We start from the raw sequence: 20374 nt of genomic DNA, 5'->3' as shown, positions 1-20374 counted from the left end.
TCATGCCGAATCACGGTAACGAAGAAGAGCACGGTTCTTCCGAGAGCCGTCGCGACGCTGAACAGCGGGAGAACGAGCCGCAGAAGCCGATCATCCACGACAACCGCAAGGTTGATCCGAAGACCGGCCAGGCCCGCCACCCCGACCAGGAGCGCACCGCCGCAGGGGACACGGACTCCGGGGACGCCCTGTCCCAGGCGGAGGACATCCTCAACAGCGTTGAGGTGCCGGCCGCGGAGTCCGTGGCCCAGGGTGCCGACGGCGCGGAGGCGGAGGAGCTCAGGAACGACCTGCGCCGCCTGCAGGCCGAGTACGTCAACTACCGCAAGCGCGTTGAACGCGACCGTGCCGTGGCAGGGGAGATGGCCGTCATCGGCGTCCTGAACTCCCTGCTCCCGGTACTGGACGACGTCGACGCCGCCCGCCAGCACGGTGACCTCACGGACGGACCGTTCGCCGCGATCGCCGCCAAGCTGGAGAATGCGCTGAAGACGTACGGCCTGGTGCGCATCGATGAGACCGGAGTGGAGTTCGATCCCACGATCCACGAGGCCCTCATCCAGCAGCCCGGAACGGATGTTGAAATCGACACCGTCAGCCAGGTCCTGCGCTCCGGCTACAAGTCCGGCGACCGGGTCCTGCGGGCAGCCCAGGTCATCGTGGCTGTTCCGGCGTAACCCGCTAGTGCAAAGCGAGACAAGGGGCCCCGATGCCACTCCCGGGCCCCTTGTCTCGCTCCGCTCGTGCGGTTGTCTCGCTCCGCTCGTGCGGTTGTCTCGCCTTATCACTTTGTACTTTGAAAGGAAACGCCATTGGCTAGCCAGGACTGGGTGGACAAGGACTTTTACAAGATCCTTGGGGTCGCCAAGGACGCTTCCGACGCCGACATCAAGAAGGCCTACCGGAAGCTCGCGCGGCAGCACCATCCGGATACCAATGCGGGGAATGTCGCTTCGGAGAAGAAGTTCAAGGACATCTCCGAGGCCTACTCCGTGCTCTCCGATCCCGACGAGCGCCAGCAGTACGACGCTATCCGGGCCATGGGCGGCGGAGCCCGGTTCGCCCCGGGCGGAGGCGGCGGCGCCGGCGGCGGGGCTGGCTTCGAGGACCTCTTTGGCGGATTGTTCACCGGTGGCCCCGGACGCCACTCCGGCGGCTACAACACGTCTGGCGGCATTCCGCCGGAGTTCGCCGATCTCTTCGGCGGGGCGGGCGGCGGCTTCGGCGGCGGCCAGTCATTCCAGCGGGCCCCGCAGAAGGGCGCGGACCGGACGGCATCAACCTCGATCTCCTTCGCCGGATCCATCCGCGGCACCACCATCGGCCTGCGTGAACCGGACGGCGAAGTCATCGACGTGCGCGTCCCGGCCGGCATCAAGGACGGCCAGAAGGTCCGTGTCCGCGGCAAGGGCCAGTACGGTCCGGCCGGAAACGGGGACCTTATGGTCACCGTCTCGGTGAAGCCGCACGATTTCTACGTCCGCGACGGCGACAACCTGCGCATCCACGTGCCGGTCACCTTCCCGGAGGCGGCCCTGGGCGCCGACATTGAGGTTCCGACCATCGACGGCGACAAGGTCAGGGTCCGCGTCCCTGCCGGCACGCCGTCGGGCCGCACCCTCCGCGTGAAAGGCCGCGGCGTCAAGCACACCAAGGCCACCGGTGACCTGCTGGTGACCATCGACGTCGCCGTACCGCGGAAGCTGAACAAGGAAGCCGAGGAGGCCGTCAAGGCCTTCGCCGCGGCCACCACCGGCGAGGACGTCCGCGCCGAACTGGCAGCCAAGGCCCGGCTCTAGGAGCGGACGCCTGCCATGGCCATCGACTACGAGCAGCCGATCTTCGTCATCTCCGTTGCCGCGGAACTGGCGGACATGCACCCCCAGACGCTGCGCCAGTATGACCGGCTGGGCATCGTCTCGCCCAGCCGGGCTCCCGGTAAGTCCCGCCGCTATTCGCAGCGGGACATCACCATGCTCCGCGAGGTGCAGCGGCTCTCGCAGGAGGGCGTGTCCCTCGAGGGCATCAAACGGATCCTCCAGCTGGAGAACCAGGTGGCAGCCCTGCAGCGGCGCGTCGCCGAGCTGAGCGAAGAGCTCGAGCGCCGTCCCCGCACCCTGGAATCCCGCATCTTCGCCGCCGGAGCCGCGGGCGACGTCGTCAGCCTGGCCCGCGGCAAGCGCCCCCGCGCCCGGTCCCAGGCCGTCGTCGTGTGGCGGCCGCGGAACGGCGACTGACGAAGTCCGGCCAATGTTTCGCCGTTGCGGCCCGAATGACGGCAGATAAGTTTCCTGCAGGTTAACTTTGCGTCCAACGTTGTCCGCGGCCGCCGTGGGGAAGCCCCCCAGGCTGGACTAAGCACTTGGGAACGCGGTCCAGGTACTTCCCGGAAAATAGAGTACACACTACTCGTGACGGACCGGAGCGGCAGCGGCTTGACTGGGCGCAGCTGGGTCTCACAGCTGGTCTCTGGTCTCTGGGGGTTGTCCGTATGTGTGTTTTCTGCCATTCCGTCATGGCTTGCCCGCGCTTTGTAGCGGGCGGCCCCGCAGCTAAGAGCGGCGTCCGATGAGTGCGGGAATGGAGTCCGTCGCCATGTTCGCCGGTTCCATCACCGGGCTGGTCCTGCTGACCCTCGGCCAGACGATGGTGGTGGTGTGCGTCTGCTTCGACATGGTCCGTGCACTGTCCGTGCCCAGGTCCCACCGGCGCTATGTGGCCAGCACCGCTTTCCGGTCGCTGGCGGTGCCGTCGGTACTCGTTATGGGCGTCAGCGTGCTGGTGGACGCCGTCTCCTGGTCATGGCTGGACGTGACCATGGGAATGTTCGTGATAACGATGATCATCTTCCGCCTGCACCACGACAAGGACGAGGACAACTGGTGGAAGGGTAAGGGCAAGAAAATCGCCCGCTGGGCCCGGAAGCAACTGTCCTCGGGGAGATCACTGGCGCCAGCCGCGGCCTGAGTGCCGTCTTGCTCTCATCCTTAGTCGGTGAACAGCCCGGCCAGGTCCTCTGCCGTCAGCGCGCCGCCGGAGAGGGCGTCGCCCTCCATGACGTCGGCGAACAGCTGGGACTTCCTGGCCTTGAGCGCCATCACCTTTTCCTCGATGGTGTCCTTGGCGACCAGCCGGTAGACCATGACGTTGCGGGCCTGGCCGATCCGGTGCGTGCGGTCGACGGCCTGCGCCTCCGAGGCGGGGTTCCACCACGGATCCAGCAGGAACACGTAGTCCGCCTCCGTCAGGTTCAGGCCAAAGCCGCCCGCCTTGAGGCTGATCAGGAACACCGGGGCGGCGCCGTTCTTGAACTCGTTCACGACGTCGGTCCGGTTGCGGGTGCTGCCGTCGAGGTAGCAGAACTCGATGTTCTCCTCGACCAGCCGCTCGCGGACCTTGCCCAGGAAGCCGGTGAACTGGCTGAAGATGAGGGCCCGGTGCCCTTCCGCCACCAGGTCCTCCAGCTGCTCGAAGAGCACATCGAGCTTGCTGGACCGCACCCCGGAGAGTGAGGGGTCGATCAGCGAGGGATCCAGGCTGAGCTGCCGCAACAGGGTGAGAGACTGGAAGATGGTGAAACGGTTCTTGTTGACGTCGTCGATCAGGCCGAGGATCTTCTGCCGTTCACGCTGCAGGTGCGTCTGGTAGACCTTCTGGTGCCGCGGGTTCAGCACCACCTCGAGGATCTGCTCCTGCTTCGGCGGCAGATCGTGGATGACCTGCTCCTTGGTGCGCCGCATCATCAGCGGACGGACCCGGCGCCGCAGCTTGTCCAACTGGGCCTTGTCACCGTTCTTTTCGACCGGCTTCTGGTAATACTCTGCGAACCGTTTCGGGCTGGAGAAAAGCCCCGGCGCAACGATCGAGGTCAGCGCCCAGAACTCCATCAGGTTGTTCTCCAGCGGGGTGCCCGTGATGGCGAGTTTGAACACCGCCGGGAGTTTCCGGGCGCACTGGTAGGCCTTGGACTGGTGGTTCTTGACGAACTGGGCCTCGTCCAGGACCAGGCCGGCCCACTCCTTGGAGGCGTAGGACTCATAGTCGATCCGGAACAGGGCGTAGGAGGTGATGACGATGTCCGCCCCTGCCATGGCCTCCGCGGGGCTCGAGCCGCTTTTGGCAAAGGTCTCACCGATGGCGCGCACCGTAAGGCCGGGGGCGAACCGTGCGGTCTCGGCTTCCCAGTTCCCCACCACACTCGTGGGGGCCACCACGAGGAAAGGCGCGACGCCCGGGGCCGTGCCGGGCGCCGCGGCGGCGGGCACCGAGGCGGGTTCCGCGGCGGCAGCACCGCCGTCGGAGGCTGCGGCGGGCCCGCTTGCCGCGTCCTTGGCGGCGCAGATCAGCGCCAGCGCCTGCACCGTCTTGCCGAGCCCCATGTCATCGGCCAGCACCCCGCCGAGTCCGTGCCGGTAGAGGAAACTGAGCCAGTTGAACCCCTCCAGCTGGTAGGGGCGCAGTTCGGCGTTGAGCGTCGCGGGCAGCGGCAGGCCCTTCACTCCGCCTTCCAGCAACCCGCCGACAGCCTCACGCCAGGCCGCGGCCTGCTCATCCACGATGCCCAGTTGCGCGAGTTCGTCCCAGAGCCCGGCCTGGAAACGGCTGATCTGCAGCGGCGCGTCCTTGTTGTCCTGCAGTTCCCGCGCCTCTTCAATCAGAGCCCGGAGCTGGTGCAGTTCGGGCAGGTCCAGGGAGAAGTAAGCGCCGCTGGGGAGCAGCATCTTGGTCTGGCCGGCTGCCAGGGCGGAGAAAACCGCCGCGAAGGACACCGGCTGGCCCTCCAGCGAAATCTGGATGCCCAGGTCGAACCAGTCCCGCTGCTCGGTGGCTTTCGTGGAGATGGACACCACGGGGGCCTCCTCGGCCTCGCGGTAGTCGGCGATCTCGCCGGCCGTGTCCACGCTGACGCCGGGGACCTCGCGGAGCGCAGGGAGCAGTTCCTCGGTGAAGGCCAGGGTGTCGAGGCCGCTGAGTTCCGCCGAGGCTGCCAGCCGCGGAGTTCCCCACCCGCCCGTGGCCGATTCGCCCAGCGCCGGCACAACGTCCCAGGGCTGTCCCACGGATTCGAGGATGCGGGCCTCCGCAGGGTCGTCCCGGTAGCCGTGATCGCCGGGGTGGCGCCACAGCGGCTGCGCCGTGACGAGTGTGCCGGACTTGTAGTGCCATTCCCAGTGCAGCCGCACCCGGTGGTCGGCGCCGTAGTTCGCCAGCAGCGACAGGGTGGGGACGGCCAGCTGGGGCAGCACCACGGACTGATCGGAGGCCGTGACCCGGGCGCTCTGTTTGAGCTTGGGGTAGAAGCCGGTCAGGAAGCGGCTCTCATCCCGGGCCGGGATGTGCAGCGTGGTCCCGGCCGTGACGAAGGTCAGGAGTTCCTCGCTGAGCCCGCTCTCCAGCGGGGCAAGCGTGATGAAGGAATCCGTCGGGGCCACCCCGGGCAGGGCGGCCGCCCCGGAAGTCAGGAAGATGCCGTGGGCCGGCCGCCCGATGGTCCCGACGCGTGCCGGATCGACCACCTCCCCCTCAACGGTGATGCTCGGGGCGAGGGAGAGACCGCCGTCGTCCCCGCCGGCGGCGGGGACGACGGCGCCGTTCCCCTCGTCGGGGACCGGTGCGCCGCCGAAGCGGGTCAGGTTGAGCCCGACGGCGGCCGGCTGCTCAACGAGCCGTACGGGCTCCGGGCCCCGGCTGTGGACCAGGGCGAGGCCGATCTTCCCGGCCTGGGCCAGCAGGCTCCACAGGTTTTTGCCGGCATAGGTGTTCAGGCCCAGCCACAGCCCGGTTCCGGCGTGCTGGCGGTTCGCCTGGGCGGTGTGCGCTGCGAGGAACTCCTGCATCCACTCGACGTGGGCCTCGTTGCATTCGCGCCGGTAGCTCAAGTAGCTGAGGGTGTTCCAGGAGACATCGCCGCGGATCCATTTTCCCTTGGCGCCCATGATCACGGGGCGCGCCTTCAGCTGGCGAACGCTGCGCAGCGGATCCCGGCGTCCGGTGTAGGAGAAGTGCGGGGCGGGTTCTTCAATTTCGAACTGGAGCGCCAGCGGGACGCCACTGGTGGATTGCGTGATCCCCGGCTGCGCGATCAACGGGCTGAGGGCCTGTTCCCAGTCCGGGACCTCGAGCACCGGGGCCTGCCGGGACAGCCGGCTGACGTCGGCCGGGGCCAGTAGCTGGACCCGGATCGCCGGGTTGTCCTCGGCCGCGAACAACAGTGCGGCCACATGCTTGCAGTCCTTACGGACCGGACAGCTGCAGACACCCACGGTGCAGCTCCAGCCACCCGCCTTCCGGACCAGCTTCGCCGTCGTGGAATACGGCACATCGGAGCCGCCCCGGACCTTGCCGAGCATGAGTCCGGTGGCGGCGTCGAAGGAAATACCGGAAACTCGGCTCCCCATGGCGTAGGCAAGTCCGGCCGCGAGGGAGCGGTCGTTGATCGCGGGAGTCTGTATTGCCAGTGCCGCACTCTCGTCCGGATGGGATGGCATGTGCGCACTACTTTCAGCAGTTGGTCATCTGATCCATCTTAGCGAGCCTGGCAGGACTCCCCGTACTGGGTTGTCCCGGTCTGTGGATATCCGTCCGGAGGGACGCCCCGGCCCGGTACACCCAAACTTCGCCGGACGTTCAGCGCCGCTCAACCCCCGTGCCGGCGGTGCCACGTACCGTGAAGGGGTCGGAGCGCCACCCGCCTGCAGCAGTGAGGACTTTCCATGAGCAACGGCCTTTCCACCACCGCCCTTCCCGCCACCGGTTACGCCACGGTCCTGCCGCGGGAGCTCATCAACGGCAGCGACGCGGAGGTGGTCGACGCGAACGTGGACGTGGTCAACGTGATGTACGCGGAGCTGCTCGACGTCGAGGAAATCGCTCCGGACGCGCTGCGCAGCTACTACGTTGACTTCTACCTGACGCAGTCGCTGGGCGGAGGGTTCGCCCAGTACGTCTTTACCGCGCCCGATCGCGAGGACATCGACGCCTACGTCCGGGCCGGGCTGGACCATATGGGGGCCAGCGCGCACCTGGACCTGTTCAACCGCACCGTGGCCGCCTTCGATGCCCTCTCCGAGGAGGAAGCTGACGCCTATCTTGACCGGGACGCGGATCTGGACGACGGCGCGGACGGCATTACCGACGCGGTCCGGCTTCTGGAGGAGCTCGACGGCGAGTTCGAAACGCTGCTGGAGACCGAAGACATCATCGCGCTCAACGCTGCCTGGCTCCGGAGCCTGCCGGACCTCCTCGTCCTGGACGACGAGGAACTGGACCGCCACATTGCCGAGCGTGTGTCCCGGATCCCGAACCTGGCGGAGCGCCAGGCCGAGGCCGCCGAGGATGACCTGCTGGACACGCCGGAATTCGAGGTGATCATCCGCGAGCTCTGCGACGTGGCGGGCCACACGCTCCTGAAGATCACCATGGGTGACCCCAACTACGACCACGACGGCCAGACCACCCTCGCGTGGCATTTCACCACGGACCAGGGCGAGTTCCTCATGCTGGACGACGAACAGGAAGCGATCATGATTCACCCGGACACCAAGGAGATCCTGGCCGCCGTCGAGTTCGAGGTCGAGGACGACTGAGCCGGACATTCCGCCGCCGGCCGCCCCGGAGGCCCGTCCGCTAGTAGCCGGCGGCAGCGGTGATCATTTCTCCTGACGGGGCCACGAGGTACCAGACGCTGCCCACGCCCTGGCCCAGAATGTCCCCGGCCGCCAGGTCCTTGGCGTAGTAGTACACGGGCATCCCGTTGATGGTCAGTTGCTTCTTCCCGTCCGGGGTGGCAATCGTGCCCACGGTGCCGGTGACGCCGTCGACCGCTGGCGTGTCTGCGGTGGCGAGCACCGGAGGCCACGCTTCGAGGCATCCGCCGGTGCAGGTGCTCGTCCCGGAGTCCTTGACGTCCTTCGTGTAGTAGTAGACGCTCATGCCCTTGCCGTCGACCACGATCCTTCCCGCGCTGGAATCCGCGACCTTGAGGTCCGGGGTCGCTGAGGCCGGTGCCGTGGTCGACGCTGGAGCCGAACTCGCCGTGGCGCTGCCGGGCGGCATCGTGGCGGCCGCCGACGTCGGCGTCGTGCCAGTCCCGCTGGTGCCCGCACAGCCGGAGAGCAATGCGGCGAGGGCGAAGGCGGACAGGCCGATGCTGAGGTGTTTTTTCATCTGCTGCTCCTTGACTCGAACCGGCCAACTGGTCAGGCCGGCGCTAACCGTTACGACGCCTCCGGGGGAAGAATGGTTCACAGCAGGCCTTGGGCTGCGCCCGGGAATCCGCGGGCGTGAACTTTTCCGGCGAACCGCACGTCATTAGGGGCAGCAGCGCAGAGACCCAGGAGCTAGGGAGGGGCGGTTATGTCGCTGGACGAAGACGTCGTGGCGGCGATCTACCGCGACCACGGGCCCGCGCTCCGGCGTTTTGTCCTCAGTGCTTCCCGGGATCCGCAGCTGGCCGATGACGTGGTGCAGGAGACCATACTGCGGGTCTGGCAGCAGGCTCCCCAGATCACCGGAAGCCTGCGCAGCTACCTGTTCAGGACGGCCCGGAACATCATGATCGATAACTACCGCAAGGCCCAGCGCCGGCCCCGCGAGACGTCGGACCGGGAGCTGGCAGACCCGGCCGACGGCGCGGAACGCATAAACGAACTCCTCAACCGGGTGCTGATGGAAGAGGCGCTGCTGCGGCTCAGCGCCGAGCACCGGGATGTCCTCGTGGCCCTGCACTACCGCCGCTACACCGTCCAGGAGGCATCGGTCAGCTTGAAGATCCCGGTCGGAACAGTGAAGTCCCGGGCGTTTTACGCCGTGCGGGCCCTCCGCGCGATCCTCGATGAGATGGGGGTGGAACGATGAGCGGGACGGAGCTGCACCAATTGCTCGGCGCGTACCTGCTCGGCGGTCTGGAGCGTGAGGAGGCCTCCGCCTTCGAGCAGCATCTGGGCAGCTGTGCGGACTGCCGGCAGGAGCTCGACGAGCTGGCCAGCCTCCCCGCGCTGCTGGACGCTCTCCCGGTCCCCGACGCCGTCGCCCTCTCCGCCGTTGCTGCTGCCGCTGCCGGGCGGGAACCGTCGACGTCGGATCCCGTGCCGGCCGCCGTGCCGCGGCGGATGCTCGAGGAACTGTCCACCCGCCGCCGGAAAGGACGACGGCGTTGGGCCGCGGCGCTCGCTGCGGCGGCCGCGGCGTGCCTCGCCCTCGGGATCCTGGCTGCCCCGCTGTTCAACCCGGCGCCGAAACCGGACGCCAGCTACTCCGTGCAGGCCAGTGATGGACTGCAGATTACGGTGGGCATGGTGAAGAAAACGTGGGGCACCGAGCTGTCGGTCGATGGCCGGAGCCTGCCGGTGGACGGCACCTTCTCCCTCTGGGTGAAGGACAGCGACGGCGGCGAAGACCGCGCCTGCGCGTGGACAGCAACACCCAGCGGCAGGGTCAGGATCACAGGTGCCACACCCCTGCAGCTGACGAACATCGCCAGCGTCGAGATGCGGAACGGGCAGCAACAGACCATGGCCGTCATCGCCGTCCCGCGCGGTTAGCGGCAGCCGCGACCCGGCCGCGGTTTTTGTCGGACCCCGCTGCTCTACTCATGGTGGGGGAGCTGACGGTTTCCCCACCACCTGCGGAACGCATGTCCGCACCGGCGATTGGGGATTCGTTATGGAACAGGCATATGTGGTTGTCACCTCAGGGAAAGACCTGGCGCTGCGCCTGATGGCGTCCGGGCGGACCAAACCGGCTGCGGTGATCTCCTGGCATCCGGAGCAGCGGGAGAACCATCTCGACGTCGACCATATCGCCCGGGAGGTTGGAGATCTGGCCGAGGTCTATTGGCTTGAAAACGGTCCGGAGAGTTATGCCTTCGGCGACAGCCTGCCGGCGGGGGCCCACGTGTTCGGCAACGCGGCACGGGTCTACGCGGAGGACCTTCGCTGGATGACGGACGTGCACCGCAGCCCGCTGCGGATGGCGCGGGACCGCCAGACGGCCGTCCGCGCGGCCGAGGACCTCATCGAGGACGTGCTGAGCCTGATCACCGTGGTTCCGCCAAAAACTGCGCCGGTCCGCGCCCTGCCGCGGCGCGTCCGGGGCACCGTCAGGGCCTTCGCCAGTGCGGGTTCCCGGGCCATCGTCGAACTGGGCGACGGCAGCTGCTGCACCATCCAGCGCGAGCACGTGGTCCCGCCGGTCCGTCTCGACTGGATGCTGGACCTTGGCCAGTCCGTCGAAGGCGATCTCAACGATGAGGACAGGACGCTCGACATCAACGCGCTGAAGACCACACCCCGGCTCGCCGAGCTGTACCGGTCCGGCGACCTGGTCCTCGCCCTGGCCGAACAGGTCAGCGCCAAAAACGCGAAGCTCACCCTCTACCCGGGATCCAGCTGGACCGTTGACCAGGCCCGGATCTCCTCCAACCCCCTCGACACCGCGGATAGCCTGGTGACGGAAGGCGAGGTGGTGGTGGCGCGCTTCCTCCGGGAAAACGGGGCCGTGATGCTGTCGCTGCTCGACGTCGACGATGACGCCGACGTCGTGGACGCGCCCGCGCTGCTGGCTGGCGGTACCCCCTGGTTGCGGTCCGGACGCCACCTCACCGAGCAGCCCACCTCGGGCCGGACCTTCCCGGCCAAGGCGCCCGGTGGCCCCGGCGCGGGTGGGGCCGCGGCGCAGGGCAGCGGTTCAGCGGCCGTGGCGGGGCCCGTTCCGAAACCGTCGGCTGCGCTGATGACCGTCCAGCTCCAGCTCGAAGCCGAGCGCAGGAAAGTGGCTGTCCTGCAGGAACTGGTCGCTGCCGCCGGCCAGGCCGGGGCCGGACTCGTCAGCCTCCAGCAGGAGCAGGACACCCTTCGGCGGGAACTTGGGGCGGAGCAACAGATCGCGGAGGATGCCCGGGCGGCACTGGAGGGCGCGGAGTGCCGGCTCGCCCGGCGGAACGAGGAACTTCTGGACCTCAGGGCCTACAAGCGCCGGGCGCAGACCGCGCTCAAGCGCGCGCTGGCTGCCGGTTCGGACGCGCTGTTCGAGACGGCAGGAGAACGCCTGCGGCACGACGTGTACCTCGCCTGGGCCAAGAACGTTCCGGCGTCCGACAAGGCCCGGCAGCAGCTGCCCTCGGAGTGGAAGGCCGGTCCGGAGTTTGCGGCGTCCCTCTACGGGTTCACCGAGCCCGGCGTCGTGGCCAAGGCGCTGAAGGCCGTGGTGGAGGTTCTGACCGGGACGGCGGAGCGGAATGCGGCGCGTGAAGTCCACGCGCTGCGGGCCAACCTGGGTGCAGACACAGCCCAGCTGGTACGCGAGGACGGGTCAAAGTGCTACCGCGCGGCGATCGAGCAGAATGTGGCCTCGGCCCGGCGGCTGCACTACTGGCGCCTGCCGGACGGATCGATTGAGCTCTCACGCGTCGTGGTCCACGACGAATTCAAACCCTGACCCTGCGGGGAGTGCCGGGATGGGAGGGTCGGGCAGCTACATCTTGGCGAGTTTTGCCCGCACCATCATGAAGATGCCGTAACAGATCAGGCCAATGCCCACGGCGGCCAGCATGTACATGCCGAAGGGCTGGTCGCGCAGGCCCTTCAACCCGCCGTCGAGCCCGGTTGACTCCTCTGGGTGCACCTTGATGGTGGCAATGATGATCAGCAGGCCGGCCAGCAGCAGGGCGATGCCCTTGGCGGCGTAGCCGACGACGCCGAGGACGGTCACGGCCGTCCGGGCCTTCGCCGAGGCGGGAAGCCGGAGGTGCTTGGCGAAGGACTGCCGGAAGCCCCGGATGGCGTAGACGATTCCGGCGATGGCGATCCCCGCGCCGACGGCGAGCAGGAGCAGGTAGCCGCCGGGGGCCTTCATCACAGCGATAGTGAGGTCGCTCGTGGAGCTGCTGTGGTCTTTGCCTGCGCCGGTTGCGAAGGATGCCAGGGTCACCGCGAGCCCGGCGTAGACCACGGCCTGGAGAGCGGCCTTGGCCTTCTTCGCGGCCTTTTTCTTCGTCGGAAGGTGCTCAAAGTCGAAGATGGCATCGCTGGTCTGCCACAGGGCGAGGGCCACACATGCCGCAAGAGAACTCCAGAGCAGCACCGGCCCGGCCGGTTGTTGAGCGAGCTGCTCGACGGCGCCACTGACGTCTGCATCGCCCTCGCCGCCCATGGAAAGCCGGATCGCGACCAGCCCGATCAGCAGATGCAGGATGCCGCTGACGGCGAATCCGGCCCGCGCCACAAGCTCCAGCGTCCGCGAATTAGTGATGTCCTCGGCCGCGTCAGCGACGTCCTTCAGTTCTCTTTTGATGATGGATCCTTCAACTGACTCGGTGCTTCCGCCGGACCGCTGTTCCGCCCGGATCATGCCTCTGACGTAATCGTGCCACGCCGAGCCCGCCGGGAACAGCACCGCTTGCGGTCAGCATCCGCGACGGCGGTTCACATGAGCTGTTGGCCTAGCGGCGCCGGTAGCTGAGGTCGAAGATGAGCCGGCCGGCGTCGTGCGCTTTGTTCTCGAAACTCGTCAGGATCCGGCCGTCGAACCGCGGCGCCCAGCCGCCCGTCTCGTCGGTGCCCTCGTTGGGGCCGGTGTGTTCGGTGCTCACGGGCGCGCGGCCCTCCTTGACGGGGGCCCCGCCCACGAGGGACTCGACGCCGGATTCCCACACCTGGGTGAGAGGGCTCTCGGCGCCGCTGCGCTCGCCGTCGTGCAGGTTCTCGAAGTCGGCGGAGCCGGCCAGGACCTCGCGCACGTGCACGGCATAGTTGGACCAGTCCGTCGCGATGCGCCAGAGCCCGCCCGGTTTGAGGGCCCGGGCTGCGAGTTCCGCGAAGGCCGGCTGGATCAGGCGGCGCTTGTGATGGCGAGACTTGTGCCACGGGTCCGGGAAGAACACCCACAGTTCCGTCACGGAACCGGCCGGCAGCATGGTGGCGAGCACCTCGGGGGCGTTCGCCTCCACCACGCGGACATTGCTCAGGCCGCGGCTGTTGATCTTGATCAGCGTGTTGGCCAGCCCCGGGGTGTAGACCTCGACGGCGAGAAAGTCCTTGTCCGGATTCTCCTCCGCGGCGTGGCACACGGCGTCGCCAAGCCCGGAACCGATCTCCACGATCAGCGGGGCTGTGCGGCCGAATTCGGCTTCGGCGTCGAAGACGTAGTCCGGGTGCACGGAGGTGTTGGCGATGTGGCGGGGAACCTCGACGGCCCACCGGTCAGAATGTTCCTCCCAGGCAACCTGCCGGCGGCCCTGCAGACGGGTTCCGCGGCGCACAAAGCTGACCGGACGGCCTCCATAGGTGCCGAAGGAAGCCTGGGTGCCGGGGGTCACCGGGCGCGATGGCTGCGGCGTTTCGGGGGATTCTGGGGATTCACTCATCCCTTCCAGAATAGAGGAGTCCCGGCCTCCGCCCGGGCGGGCTGGGGGCAGCGTCCCCTGTCGGGGGTACGTGGCAGACTGTCCGCATGATTGACGCAACACGCGACTACTGGGACGGGCAGGCCGCGGATTTTGACCGCGAAGCAGACCACGGGCTGCTCGATCCCGGGGTCCGCCAGGCCTGGGCGGAGCTGATTCTGCCACTTATTCCCCTGGCCGGCAGCGAAGTCGCTGATCTGGGCTGCGGGACCGGCAGCCTGTCCGTGCTGCTGGCGGAGGCAAACCATCGCGTCCGGGGCCTGGACCTGTCCGGCCGGATGGTGGAAGCGGCCCGGGCCAAGGCCGCCGAGGCCGCCGTCGCCGGGTTGCCCGCGGCCGCGGAGTTCCTGCAGGGTGATGCCTCGGAACCGCTGTACCCTCCGGCGAGCTGCGATGTTGTGCTGGCCCGCCACGTCCTCTGGGCGCTCCCTGATCCGGATGCCGCCCTGGGTCGTTGGACAAGGCTGTTGCGGGAGCCAGGGACAATGCTGCTCGTGGAAGGGCTGTGGGGCACCGGTGCAGGCATACCCTCGGCGGAATGCCGTGAACTGGTGCTTCGGCACCGCCACCACGCCGACGTCGTGCCGCTGACAGACCCGGCGCTGTGGGGAAAGGAAATCAGCGACGAACGCTACCTGATCCTGAGCCGGGGCTGACGGGACCGTCGACAGCGGCGACGCTGGCACCGCCGCCGGCACGGGGCCTGCCAGAATGGGGTCCGTGACCATACCGAAAAGCTCCCAGGACTCCACCCCCAGCGGCATCGAGGTCGTGGACGGCCCGGCCCTGCTGGTGGACGCCGAAATCGACGACGTCCCCGCGGCTGAGCCCACCCGGGTCGGCAGCCGCCGCGCTCTGGCCTACCTGGGCGTGTGCCTGGTCCTGATCGGGCTGAACCTCCGCACCGTCTTCTCCAGCTTCTCCGCGGTCCTGCCCGAAGTGACGGCCGACGCCGGGCTGCCGGGCTGGGCCGTCGTCGTCCTCACCACGGTCCCGGTCACGCTGCTCGGGGTGTTCGCCCCGCTCGCTCCCGTGCTCGCCCGCCGTTTCGGGGCCGAGCGGGTGCTGCTGGGCGCGATGGCGGTGCTCACTGCCGGACTGCTGCTGCGGCCCCTTAGCGCCGGGGACGCCGGGCACCTTCCTGCCCTGCTGGCCGGGACGGCGGCCTGCGGTGCCGCGATCTCGCTTTGCAACGTGCTGCTGCCCGGACTGGTGAAGCGTGACTTCCCGCACCGGCTCGGCCTGATGGGCGGCCTCTATACCACCGCGATCTGCGCCTCCGCCGCCCTCGGCGCGGGCATCACCTACCCGGTCTTCAGCGCGACGGGGGAGTGGACCGCGGCGCTGCGGTTCTGGGCGCTGCCCGCCGGCGTCGTGCTGCTGCTCTTCCTGCCGCTGGCCATCCGGCAGCGCCACGGCCGGCACCAGATGGCGCACGGCGGAGTGAATGTCTGGCGATCGGCGGTTGCCTGGCAGGTGACCATCTTCATGGTGCTGCAGGCGATGATGTCCTTCAGCGTTTTCGCCTGGCTGGCCCCGATCCTGCGCGAACGCGGGGTGGACGGCGGCACGGCCGGGGTGATCGTCTCCGTCTCGATCCTACTGCAGATGCTGGGGTCCCTGTTCGCCCCGGCGCTCGCCACCAGGTTCCGGGACCAGCGCGCGATCAACACCGTGGTGGCGCTCATGACCGGCGGCGGCTTCGCGCTGAGCATCTTCGGCCCGCTCGAGCTGATTTGGTTGTGGACCGGGCTGCTGGGCCTGGGCCAGGGCAGCCTGACCGCCGTCGCGCTGACCATGATCATGGTCCGCACCCGGGACGGCCACACCGCCGCGCACCTGTCCGGGATGATGCAGGGCGTCGGCTACGGGGTGGGCTCCACCGGCACCCTGATGGTCGGCCAACTGCACCAGGCCACGGGTTCCTTCACGGCGGCGGGGATCCTCTTCCTGGTGGTCGGATCGCTGGCTGCGGTGTTCGGCTACCGCGCCGGGCGGAACCGCTTCATCGGTGACTGACGGGTCGCGGCGGCGGTGTGCCGCGCGCCAGGGGCACTTCGGGAGTGGCCCCTATAGACCGGCCTTCGCGAAGACCTGGGCGATGACGATGGTGGCCGCGTCGGCAGCGGCCTGAATGTCGCCTGCTGAGAGCGGCCGATAGCCCATTGTGGCTACCTCCACGGAAAGCGTTCCCCTCCGTGCTCCGAGGCGGATAAAAAAGCGGTCGGATCCCTCCGAATCCTGGTAGCGGAAGCCGTGGCTGGCATCGGCGTCGAGCTTCATAGACTTCCCCGGGCACCGCGGCGGGCGGTGTTGCAGTGCCGGGGGTTGCGCTGCCGGGTGCGGACGACGCCGACGGGCCGCCGGGTGCCGGGGTGCAGCCCGCGAGGACCATAAGAGCCACGGCGGCGCCGGCCGGCCACCGGTGACGTCTCATCTACAGGCCGGCCCTGGCGAAGATCTGGCCGATCATGGCTGCGAGCCCGTCGGCGCCGGACTGCACCTCGGCATCCGAGAACTTGATCACGTTGGCCTCAACGGTCAGTGTTCCCTTCCGGGCTCCGACCATCACGTGCCGCTCGCCGCTCCCATCGGAGAGCTGGTAGGCGACGGCGTAACTCGAGTCCGCGGCGATGTCCACGCTCGGGCGCTTGAGGTCCGACCATGGGCGCGTGCTGCCGCCCATGCCCTCCTGGATCGTCGCGCAGTCCCGAAGAGTAGCGGCAACGGCGTCGAACGGGTACGGCTGCGTCGCCGTCGTCGGCATGCTCGCCACCGTGAGATTGATGGAGTCCATTTTGTTGGAACCCTGGATCTGTCCCTGGCCGACCGTCGAGCCCGGCAGGAACGAGGGAAATTCACTGTAGGTGCATGGAGCCTGGGGTCCCTGCGACGGAGTGCCGGGATCCACGCCGGGCCGCTCCGAGCCAATGACGGTGGCGCTCGGCATTTCCACCGTGTTCCCGTTCGGTCCCGTGATGCCGTTGAGCAGGGCCACGAGATCATCAGGGGTGCGGGAGTTCGGCGGGGCCGCAGCGACGGAGGGAGGGTGCTGCACAGCCTGGTCGATGATCTCCTGGGCCAGGCCGGCCATGGAATCGAGGGCCGGCCGGGCATCGGCCTCGGAATTCAGTTCGGCGACGGAAAGGGTCAGGCTGACGGACAACGTGCCCGCCAGCACCCGGAGCCCGGCCGAGCCGAAGTCCCCGGGCTGACGGGGCTTGGTGTTCTGCATCCAGGCGAACCTCTTCTCCCCGGCAGGCGGGGCGCTGAGGAGCTGGACCGCGTGCGTCGAGGTTCTGCCGGACTCCGTGTAGGCGAGATCGAACTGGCCGCAGCGGATAGCCAGGTCATCCGTGTAGTTGAAGTCGGCCCGGGAGATCGCGTCCTTCTCAGCGCTCCGGATCGTGAGGGTGATGGTCGTCGTCGGCCCCGACTGAGCCGCGATCGGGATCCCGCCCTCCGCCATGTTCACGCTCTTGTCAGCCCAGACGGCGAACGGGCTCCGGGGCGCGAAGACCACGCACTCACCGGGCGTCGTCTCTGTTGTCGGGAGGGGGGCGGCGCCCGCGGCCACTCCGCTGCGCAGGCGCTGGGAGTCCATTGCCCCACCGTGCACCTGCCGGTTCTGGGCCACGGCGTTGATGATCGCCATAAGCTCCTGGTCCGTGTAGACCTTGTCCGGAGTGCCCGCCGGTGGGGCGGAACTGGACGACGTCGACCCAGCCGCCGTCGTCGGCCCGCCCGCCGAGGGACCGGACGAACATCCACCGAGGGCCAGCAGGGCGATGACGACGCAGGCAAGCCGCCGCCTGTCCCTCGCCGCCGGCGCTGCCCGGAAGATTCCAGCTGCCTCAACTGACCGAGCGGACATCGCAGGCCCCTTTTACTTGTAAGCCACACGCTACGTTTCAGGTGGAAGTCCCAAGTAGGGCACTTTGACCTGACATTGAAGGTGCCGCCGGATCTGCCCTGCGTGCGCCCCGTCATCGATAAAAACGGCCGTCGCTGCAAAGTCGACGACGGCGGTGGTGCGCCCCGCCCGCAAGCTGTGGCATGCTTCCCTTTTAGCCAACATCCCGGCTCCGCCATGTAGCTCCGCGCGGCGGCCGGCCTTGACCTCGACCCAGGTTGAGGTTCCGTCCCTCCCTATCGATCAGGCCACGACCTTGCCCCGTTCCGCCCCCGCCCCGAGCCTGGATTCAGCCGGCATCTTCCACCGCGACTATCTGCTGGTGACGCTGGGCGCCTGTGCCCTCGTGTTCCTGGTCGCGTTCGAATCGCTGGCGGTGACCACGATCATGCCGCTGGTCAGCCGGGAGCTGGACGGTGCCGCCCTTTATGCCCTGGCGTTCGCAGGCCCGCTCGCCACCGGCGTCATCGGTATGGTGGCTGCCGGCAACTGGTCGGACCGGCGCGGCCCGGTGGGGCCGCTGTACGCATCCGTGGCGCTGTTTGTGCTGGGCCTGCTGATCGCCGGCACGGCGGCGACCATGCCTGCGCTAGTGGCCGGCCGGCTGGTCCAGGGCCTGGGCGGCGGGGCGATGACGGTGGCGCTGTATGTGGTGATCGCCCGGGTCTATCCGCCCGTGCTGCACCCGAAGATCTTCGCCGCTTTTTCCGCGGCCTGGGTGATTCCCTCGCTGGTGGGTCCGTTCGCCGCCGGCCTGGTGGCGCAGCTGGTCAGTTGGCACTGGGTGTTCCTCGGCGTGGTGGGGCTCGTGGTGCCGGCCCTGCTGATGGTGGTGCCGGCCCTGCGCGGTCTGCACGGCACACCCGACGACGGACCACGGGAACCCGCCGCACCGGGGGACCTGTCCACTCCGGCGCCGCGGACGTCCTCCGGCTCCGGCAGGCTGGCCTGGGCCGCGCTCGCGGCGCTCGCCGTACTCGGCCTGAACCTCTCCGCCAGGCTTCCGGTGGCCGGCGGGATCGTGGCCGTCGCGGCCGTCGCCGTGGCCCTCATCGCCGTCCGCCCGCTGGTGCCGCGGGGAACCCTGACCGCCCGCCGCGGCCTCCCCAGCGTCATCCTCACCCGCGGCCTGGCCTCTGCCGCGTTCTTCGGCGCCGAGGTGTACCTGCCCTACCTGCTGGTGGAACGCTACGACTTCTCGCCCACCTTCGCGGGACTCGCGCTCACGGGCGGAGCCGTCTCCTGGGCCGCAGGCTCGGCGGTCCAGGGCCGGCTCGGGGCGCGCCTCGATCACCGCCGCGCGGTCCGAATCGGTGCGGCCCTCGTTCTCGGCGCCGTCGTCCTGGTGCTGGTGACCACGGTCCTCAACTGGCCGGCCGCCGTCGCGATCACCGCCTGGGTGTTCGCCGGGGGCGGCATGGGGCTGATGTATTCGCGCCTGAGCGTGATGACCCTGGCCCTGTCCAGCAAGCAAGACGAGGGCTTCAACAGTTCGGCGATGTCCATTTCCGACTCGCTCGGCGGGGCGCTGTCCCTCGCCACCACGGGCATCATCTTTGCCGCGTTCCCGACGACGGCGGCGTCCTTCGGCGGGGTCTTCGCCCTGACGGCGGCGATCGGCGTCGCCGGGGTGTTCGTCGCCGCGCGGGTCGCCGGGCCCCGATAGATAGGTGCCGGCTGCCGGCTCCGGCCTCAGCGGGCGGCGAGGCGGGTAGCGCGCAGCACGGCGTCCGTCAGCGCGGCAGCCTCGCCGTCGGGCCCGGTGGCGCTGCGGTGCCGGGTGTCCATAACGTCAATCCGCCACTCCGGCTCCCCGATTCCCAGCTCGTGGGCCAGCTGCTCGGCGGTATAGAACCTCTCCTGCGCATGGTCATGGTGCTGCCCCCACGGCGGCAGTCCGTCGGGGTGGTGGCCCACGATCAGCAGTGTGCCGCCGGTCCGCACGGCCGCGGCGGCCAGCTGCAGGGCCTGCTGCCAGGGCATCACGGTGGAGTGCAGGAACTGGGCGGTGACCAGGTCGAAGAGCTCCCCGGGCACCCAGGTCGCGAGATCCTGCCGCACCCAGGTGATGTTCCCACCCTGGCCGCGTTCCTGCGCGTGCGCTTCGGCCCGCTCCAGGGCCACGGCGGAGACGTCGACGGCGGTGACTTTCCAGCCGCGGCTGGCGAGCCAGATGGCGTCCGCGCCCTCGCCGCAGCCCAGGTCAAGGGCCGTCGCGGGAGGAAGGGGCGCAGCCTCGGCGATCAGCTGCGGATTCGGTTCGCCGCTCCAAATTTTCGCCCGGCTGCGGTACTTCTCGTCCCACACTTGGGCCGCACTGACAGTGCTGTCGTGCTCGGGGTGCTGGTGATCCGTCATCGTTGTCCTCGCCGGTCTGGGGTGTCGGGTTGTGGGGCCGTTTCCCACATCATGGCAGGGGACGGCTCCGGGCGACACCGGCAAAACAGCGGCACCCGAAAATTGACACACGAAGATCACCGTCCGGAAACGCCCCCGAAACCTCGGTGGTGGAGGCTGGAGCCGGAGATCGGAATGACGCTGGGGTGGATCCGGATCTGGGGAAGGAGCAGGCCATGACTGTTGAGGTAGCGGAGCAGGTTCTATCGTGTGAGGAGTTGTCGGTGGGGGACAAGATTGAGGCATGGCATAACGGCAAACTCTTCCACCGGGGCGAGGTAATCCGGACTGTGGCGGCCACCGACCTCTTTTGGATCCTGGACGAGCGGACCGGCATGCGGAGGCTGATCGACGCCGAGGTACTGGTGATCCGGCGGGTCGCGGTCCCGGCAACCAGGCAGGGCCCGGCAGCGGCCTGCGGTTCCGCGGCCATGGACCGTTCCCAGGCGACGCGAGGGTCGGCGTCCCCGCACGGTTCGGCGGCTCCGGCATCCGCGGGGCCGGCGTCGCACGTCCCGCTGTTTCAAGCGCCCAGCCTGGTGCCCTGAGTCCGGAAAGCGGCCTTGGGCCCGCCGGATGATAGACTGAAGAAACTTGATGTGCAGTGATGCCCACTTTGGTCTTGAATGATCGGTCCGGTTCATCAACCGGTTCCCCTGCGG

The 20374-nt window shown here is 68.6% G+C and carries 19 protein-coding genes; 12 read left to right on the top strand and 7 right to left on the bottom strand.

Going from position 1 to position 20374, the window contains the following annotated elements:
• The first annotated feature begins 2 nt into the window (after positions 1-2).
• The 4 genes from AC50YC_RS16555 (at position 3) to AC50YC_RS16540 (ending at position 2967) form a co-directional block, all read left to right on the top strand.
• Positions 3-677 (top strand): nucleotide exchange factor GrpE, encoded by a 675-nt coding sequence (locus AC50YC_RS16555; RefSeq protein WP_494954393.1) that lies wholly within the window; start codon positions 3-5, stop codon positions 675-677.
• A gap of 135 nt (positions 678-812) precedes the next feature.
• Complete coding sequence (locus AC50YC_RS16550) at positions 813-1799, top strand: DnaJ C-terminal domain-containing protein (protein ID WP_494954392.1); 987 nt, start codon at positions 813-815, stop codon at positions 1797-1799.
• 15 nt (positions 1800-1814) lie between these two features.
• Positions 1815-2237, top strand: coding sequence for a heat shock protein transcriptional repressor HspR (locus tag AC50YC_RS16545; protein ID WP_494954391.1), 423 nt, complete (start codon positions 1815-1817; stop codon positions 2235-2237).
• Positions 2238-2580: 343 nt separating this feature from the next.
• Entirely contained in the window at positions 2581-2967 is a 387-nt protein-coding gene (locus AC50YC_RS16540; protein ID WP_494954390.1) for a hypothetical protein, read from the top strand.
• A gap of 20 nt (positions 2968-2987) precedes the next feature.
• Here AC50YC_RS16540 and AC50YC_RS16535 read toward each other — a convergent pair whose 3' ends face one another.
• A complete protein-coding gene (locus tag AC50YC_RS16535) occupies positions 2988-6488 on the bottom strand; it encodes a DEAD/DEAH box helicase (protein WP_494954389.1) in 3501 nt (1166 codons plus the stop codon).
• Between the two features lie 225 nt (positions 6489-6713).
• On the opposite strand from AC50YC_RS16535, the gene AC50YC_RS16530 reads away from it, so the two are divergent.
• Positions 6714-7586 (top strand): DMP19 family protein, encoded by an 873-nt coding sequence (locus AC50YC_RS16530; RefSeq protein ID WP_494954388.1) that lies wholly within the window; start codon positions 6714-6716, stop codon positions 7584-7586.
• Between the two features lie 40 nt (positions 7587-7626).
• Here AC50YC_RS16530 and AC50YC_RS16525 read toward each other — a convergent pair whose 3' ends face one another.
• The gene (locus tag AC50YC_RS16525) at positions 7627-8166 is read right to left on the bottom strand and encodes a COG4315 family predicted lipoprotein (RefSeq protein WP_494954387.1); all 540 of its coding nucleotides are present in this window, start codon (positions 8164-8166) and stop codon (positions 7627-7629) included.
• A 189-nt stretch (positions 8167-8355) separates the two neighbouring features.
• On the opposite strand from AC50YC_RS16525, the gene AC50YC_RS16520 reads away from it, so the two are divergent.
• From AC50YC_RS16520 to AC50YC_RS16510, 3 genes are all read left to right on the top strand, one after another.
• Positions 8356-8856 (top strand): sigma-70 family RNA polymerase sigma factor, encoded by a 501-nt coding sequence (locus AC50YC_RS16520; protein WP_494954386.1) that lies wholly within the window; start codon positions 8356-8358, stop codon positions 8854-8856.
• The gene (locus tag AC50YC_RS16515; protein WP_494954385.1) at positions 8853-9542 is read left to right on the top strand and encodes an anti-sigma factor family protein; all 690 of its coding nucleotides are present in this window, start codon (positions 8853-8855) and stop codon (positions 9540-9542) included. Before AC50YC_RS16520 ends, AC50YC_RS16515 begins: the two co-directional genes overlap by 4 nt.
• A gap of 121 nt (positions 9543-9663) precedes the next feature.
• On the top strand, positions 9664-11436 hold the full coding sequence (locus AC50YC_RS16510) for a hypothetical protein (protein WP_494954384.1): 1773 nt from the start codon (positions 9664-9666) through the stop codon (positions 11434-11436).
• A 36-nt stretch (positions 11437-11472) separates the two neighbouring features.
• Here AC50YC_RS16510 and AC50YC_RS16505 read toward each other — a convergent pair whose 3' ends face one another.
• Both AC50YC_RS16505 and trmB read right to left on the bottom strand, forming a co-directional pair.
• Positions 11473-12348 carry a DUF1206 domain-containing protein gene (locus AC50YC_RS16505; RefSeq protein ID WP_494954383.1) on the bottom strand — a complete coding sequence of 292 codons (876 nt, stop codon included), beginning with the start codon at positions 12346-12348 and terminating at the stop codon, positions 11473-11475.
• Positions 12349-12439: 91 nt separating this feature from the next.
• Positions 12440-13363, bottom strand: a complete 924-nt coding sequence (gene trmB / locus AC50YC_RS16500; RefSeq protein ID WP_494954382.1) for a tRNA (guanosine(46)-N7)-methyltransferase TrmB — start codon at positions 13361-13363, stop codon at positions 12440-12442.
• Between the two features lie 86 nt (positions 13364-13449).
• Between trmB and AC50YC_RS16495 the strand changes: the two genes are divergently transcribed.
• On the top strand, positions 13450-14058 hold the full coding sequence (locus AC50YC_RS16495) for a class I SAM-dependent methyltransferase (protein ID WP_494954381.1): 609 nt from the start codon (positions 13450-13452) through the stop codon (positions 14056-14058).
• Between the two features lie 55 nt (positions 14059-14113).
• Complete coding sequence (locus AC50YC_RS16490; protein WP_494954380.1) at positions 14114-15421, top strand: MFS transporter; 1308 nt, start codon at positions 14114-14116, stop codon at positions 15419-15421.
• A 51-nt stretch (positions 15422-15472) separates the two neighbouring features.
• Here the strand turns inward: AC50YC_RS16490 and AC50YC_RS16485 are convergent, their stop codons facing one another.
• Together AC50YC_RS16485 and AC50YC_RS16480 are read right to left on the bottom strand one after the other, a co-directional pair.
• On the bottom strand, positions 15473-15685 hold the full coding sequence (locus tag AC50YC_RS16485) for a hypothetical protein (RefSeq protein ID WP_494954379.1): 213 nt from the start codon (positions 15683-15685) through the stop codon (positions 15473-15475).
• Positions 15686-15839: 154 nt separating this feature from the next.
• Positions 15840-17276, bottom strand: coding sequence for a hypothetical protein (locus AC50YC_RS16480; RefSeq protein ID WP_494954378.1), 1437 nt, complete (start codon positions 17274-17276; stop codon positions 15840-15842).
• 295 nt (positions 17277-17571) lie between these two features.
• Here AC50YC_RS16480 and AC50YC_RS16475 point away from each other — a divergent pair, with 295 nt between their 5' ends.
• Entirely contained in the window at positions 17572-18981 is a 1410-nt protein-coding gene (locus AC50YC_RS16475; RefSeq protein WP_494954377.1) for an MFS transporter, read from the top strand.
• Between the two features lie 26 nt (positions 18982-19007).
• Here AC50YC_RS16475 and AC50YC_RS16470 read toward each other — a convergent pair whose 3' ends face one another.
• Entirely contained in the window at positions 19008-19673 is a 666-nt protein-coding gene (locus AC50YC_RS16470; protein WP_494954376.1) for an SAM-dependent methyltransferase, read from the bottom strand.
• Positions 19674-19888: 215 nt separating this feature from the next.
• On the opposite strand from AC50YC_RS16470, the gene AC50YC_RS16465 reads away from it, so the two are divergent.
• A complete protein-coding gene (locus AC50YC_RS16465) occupies positions 19889-20260 on the top strand; it encodes a hypothetical protein (protein WP_494954375.1) in 372 nt (123 codons plus the stop codon).
• The last annotated feature ends 114 nt before the right edge of the window (positions 20261-20374 follow it).

This window comes from Pseudarthrobacter sp. MDT1-56, assembly GCF_059383555.1.
Note: the sequence above shows the minus strand (reverse complement) of the source record. Positions and strands in the feature narration are given on the sequence as shown.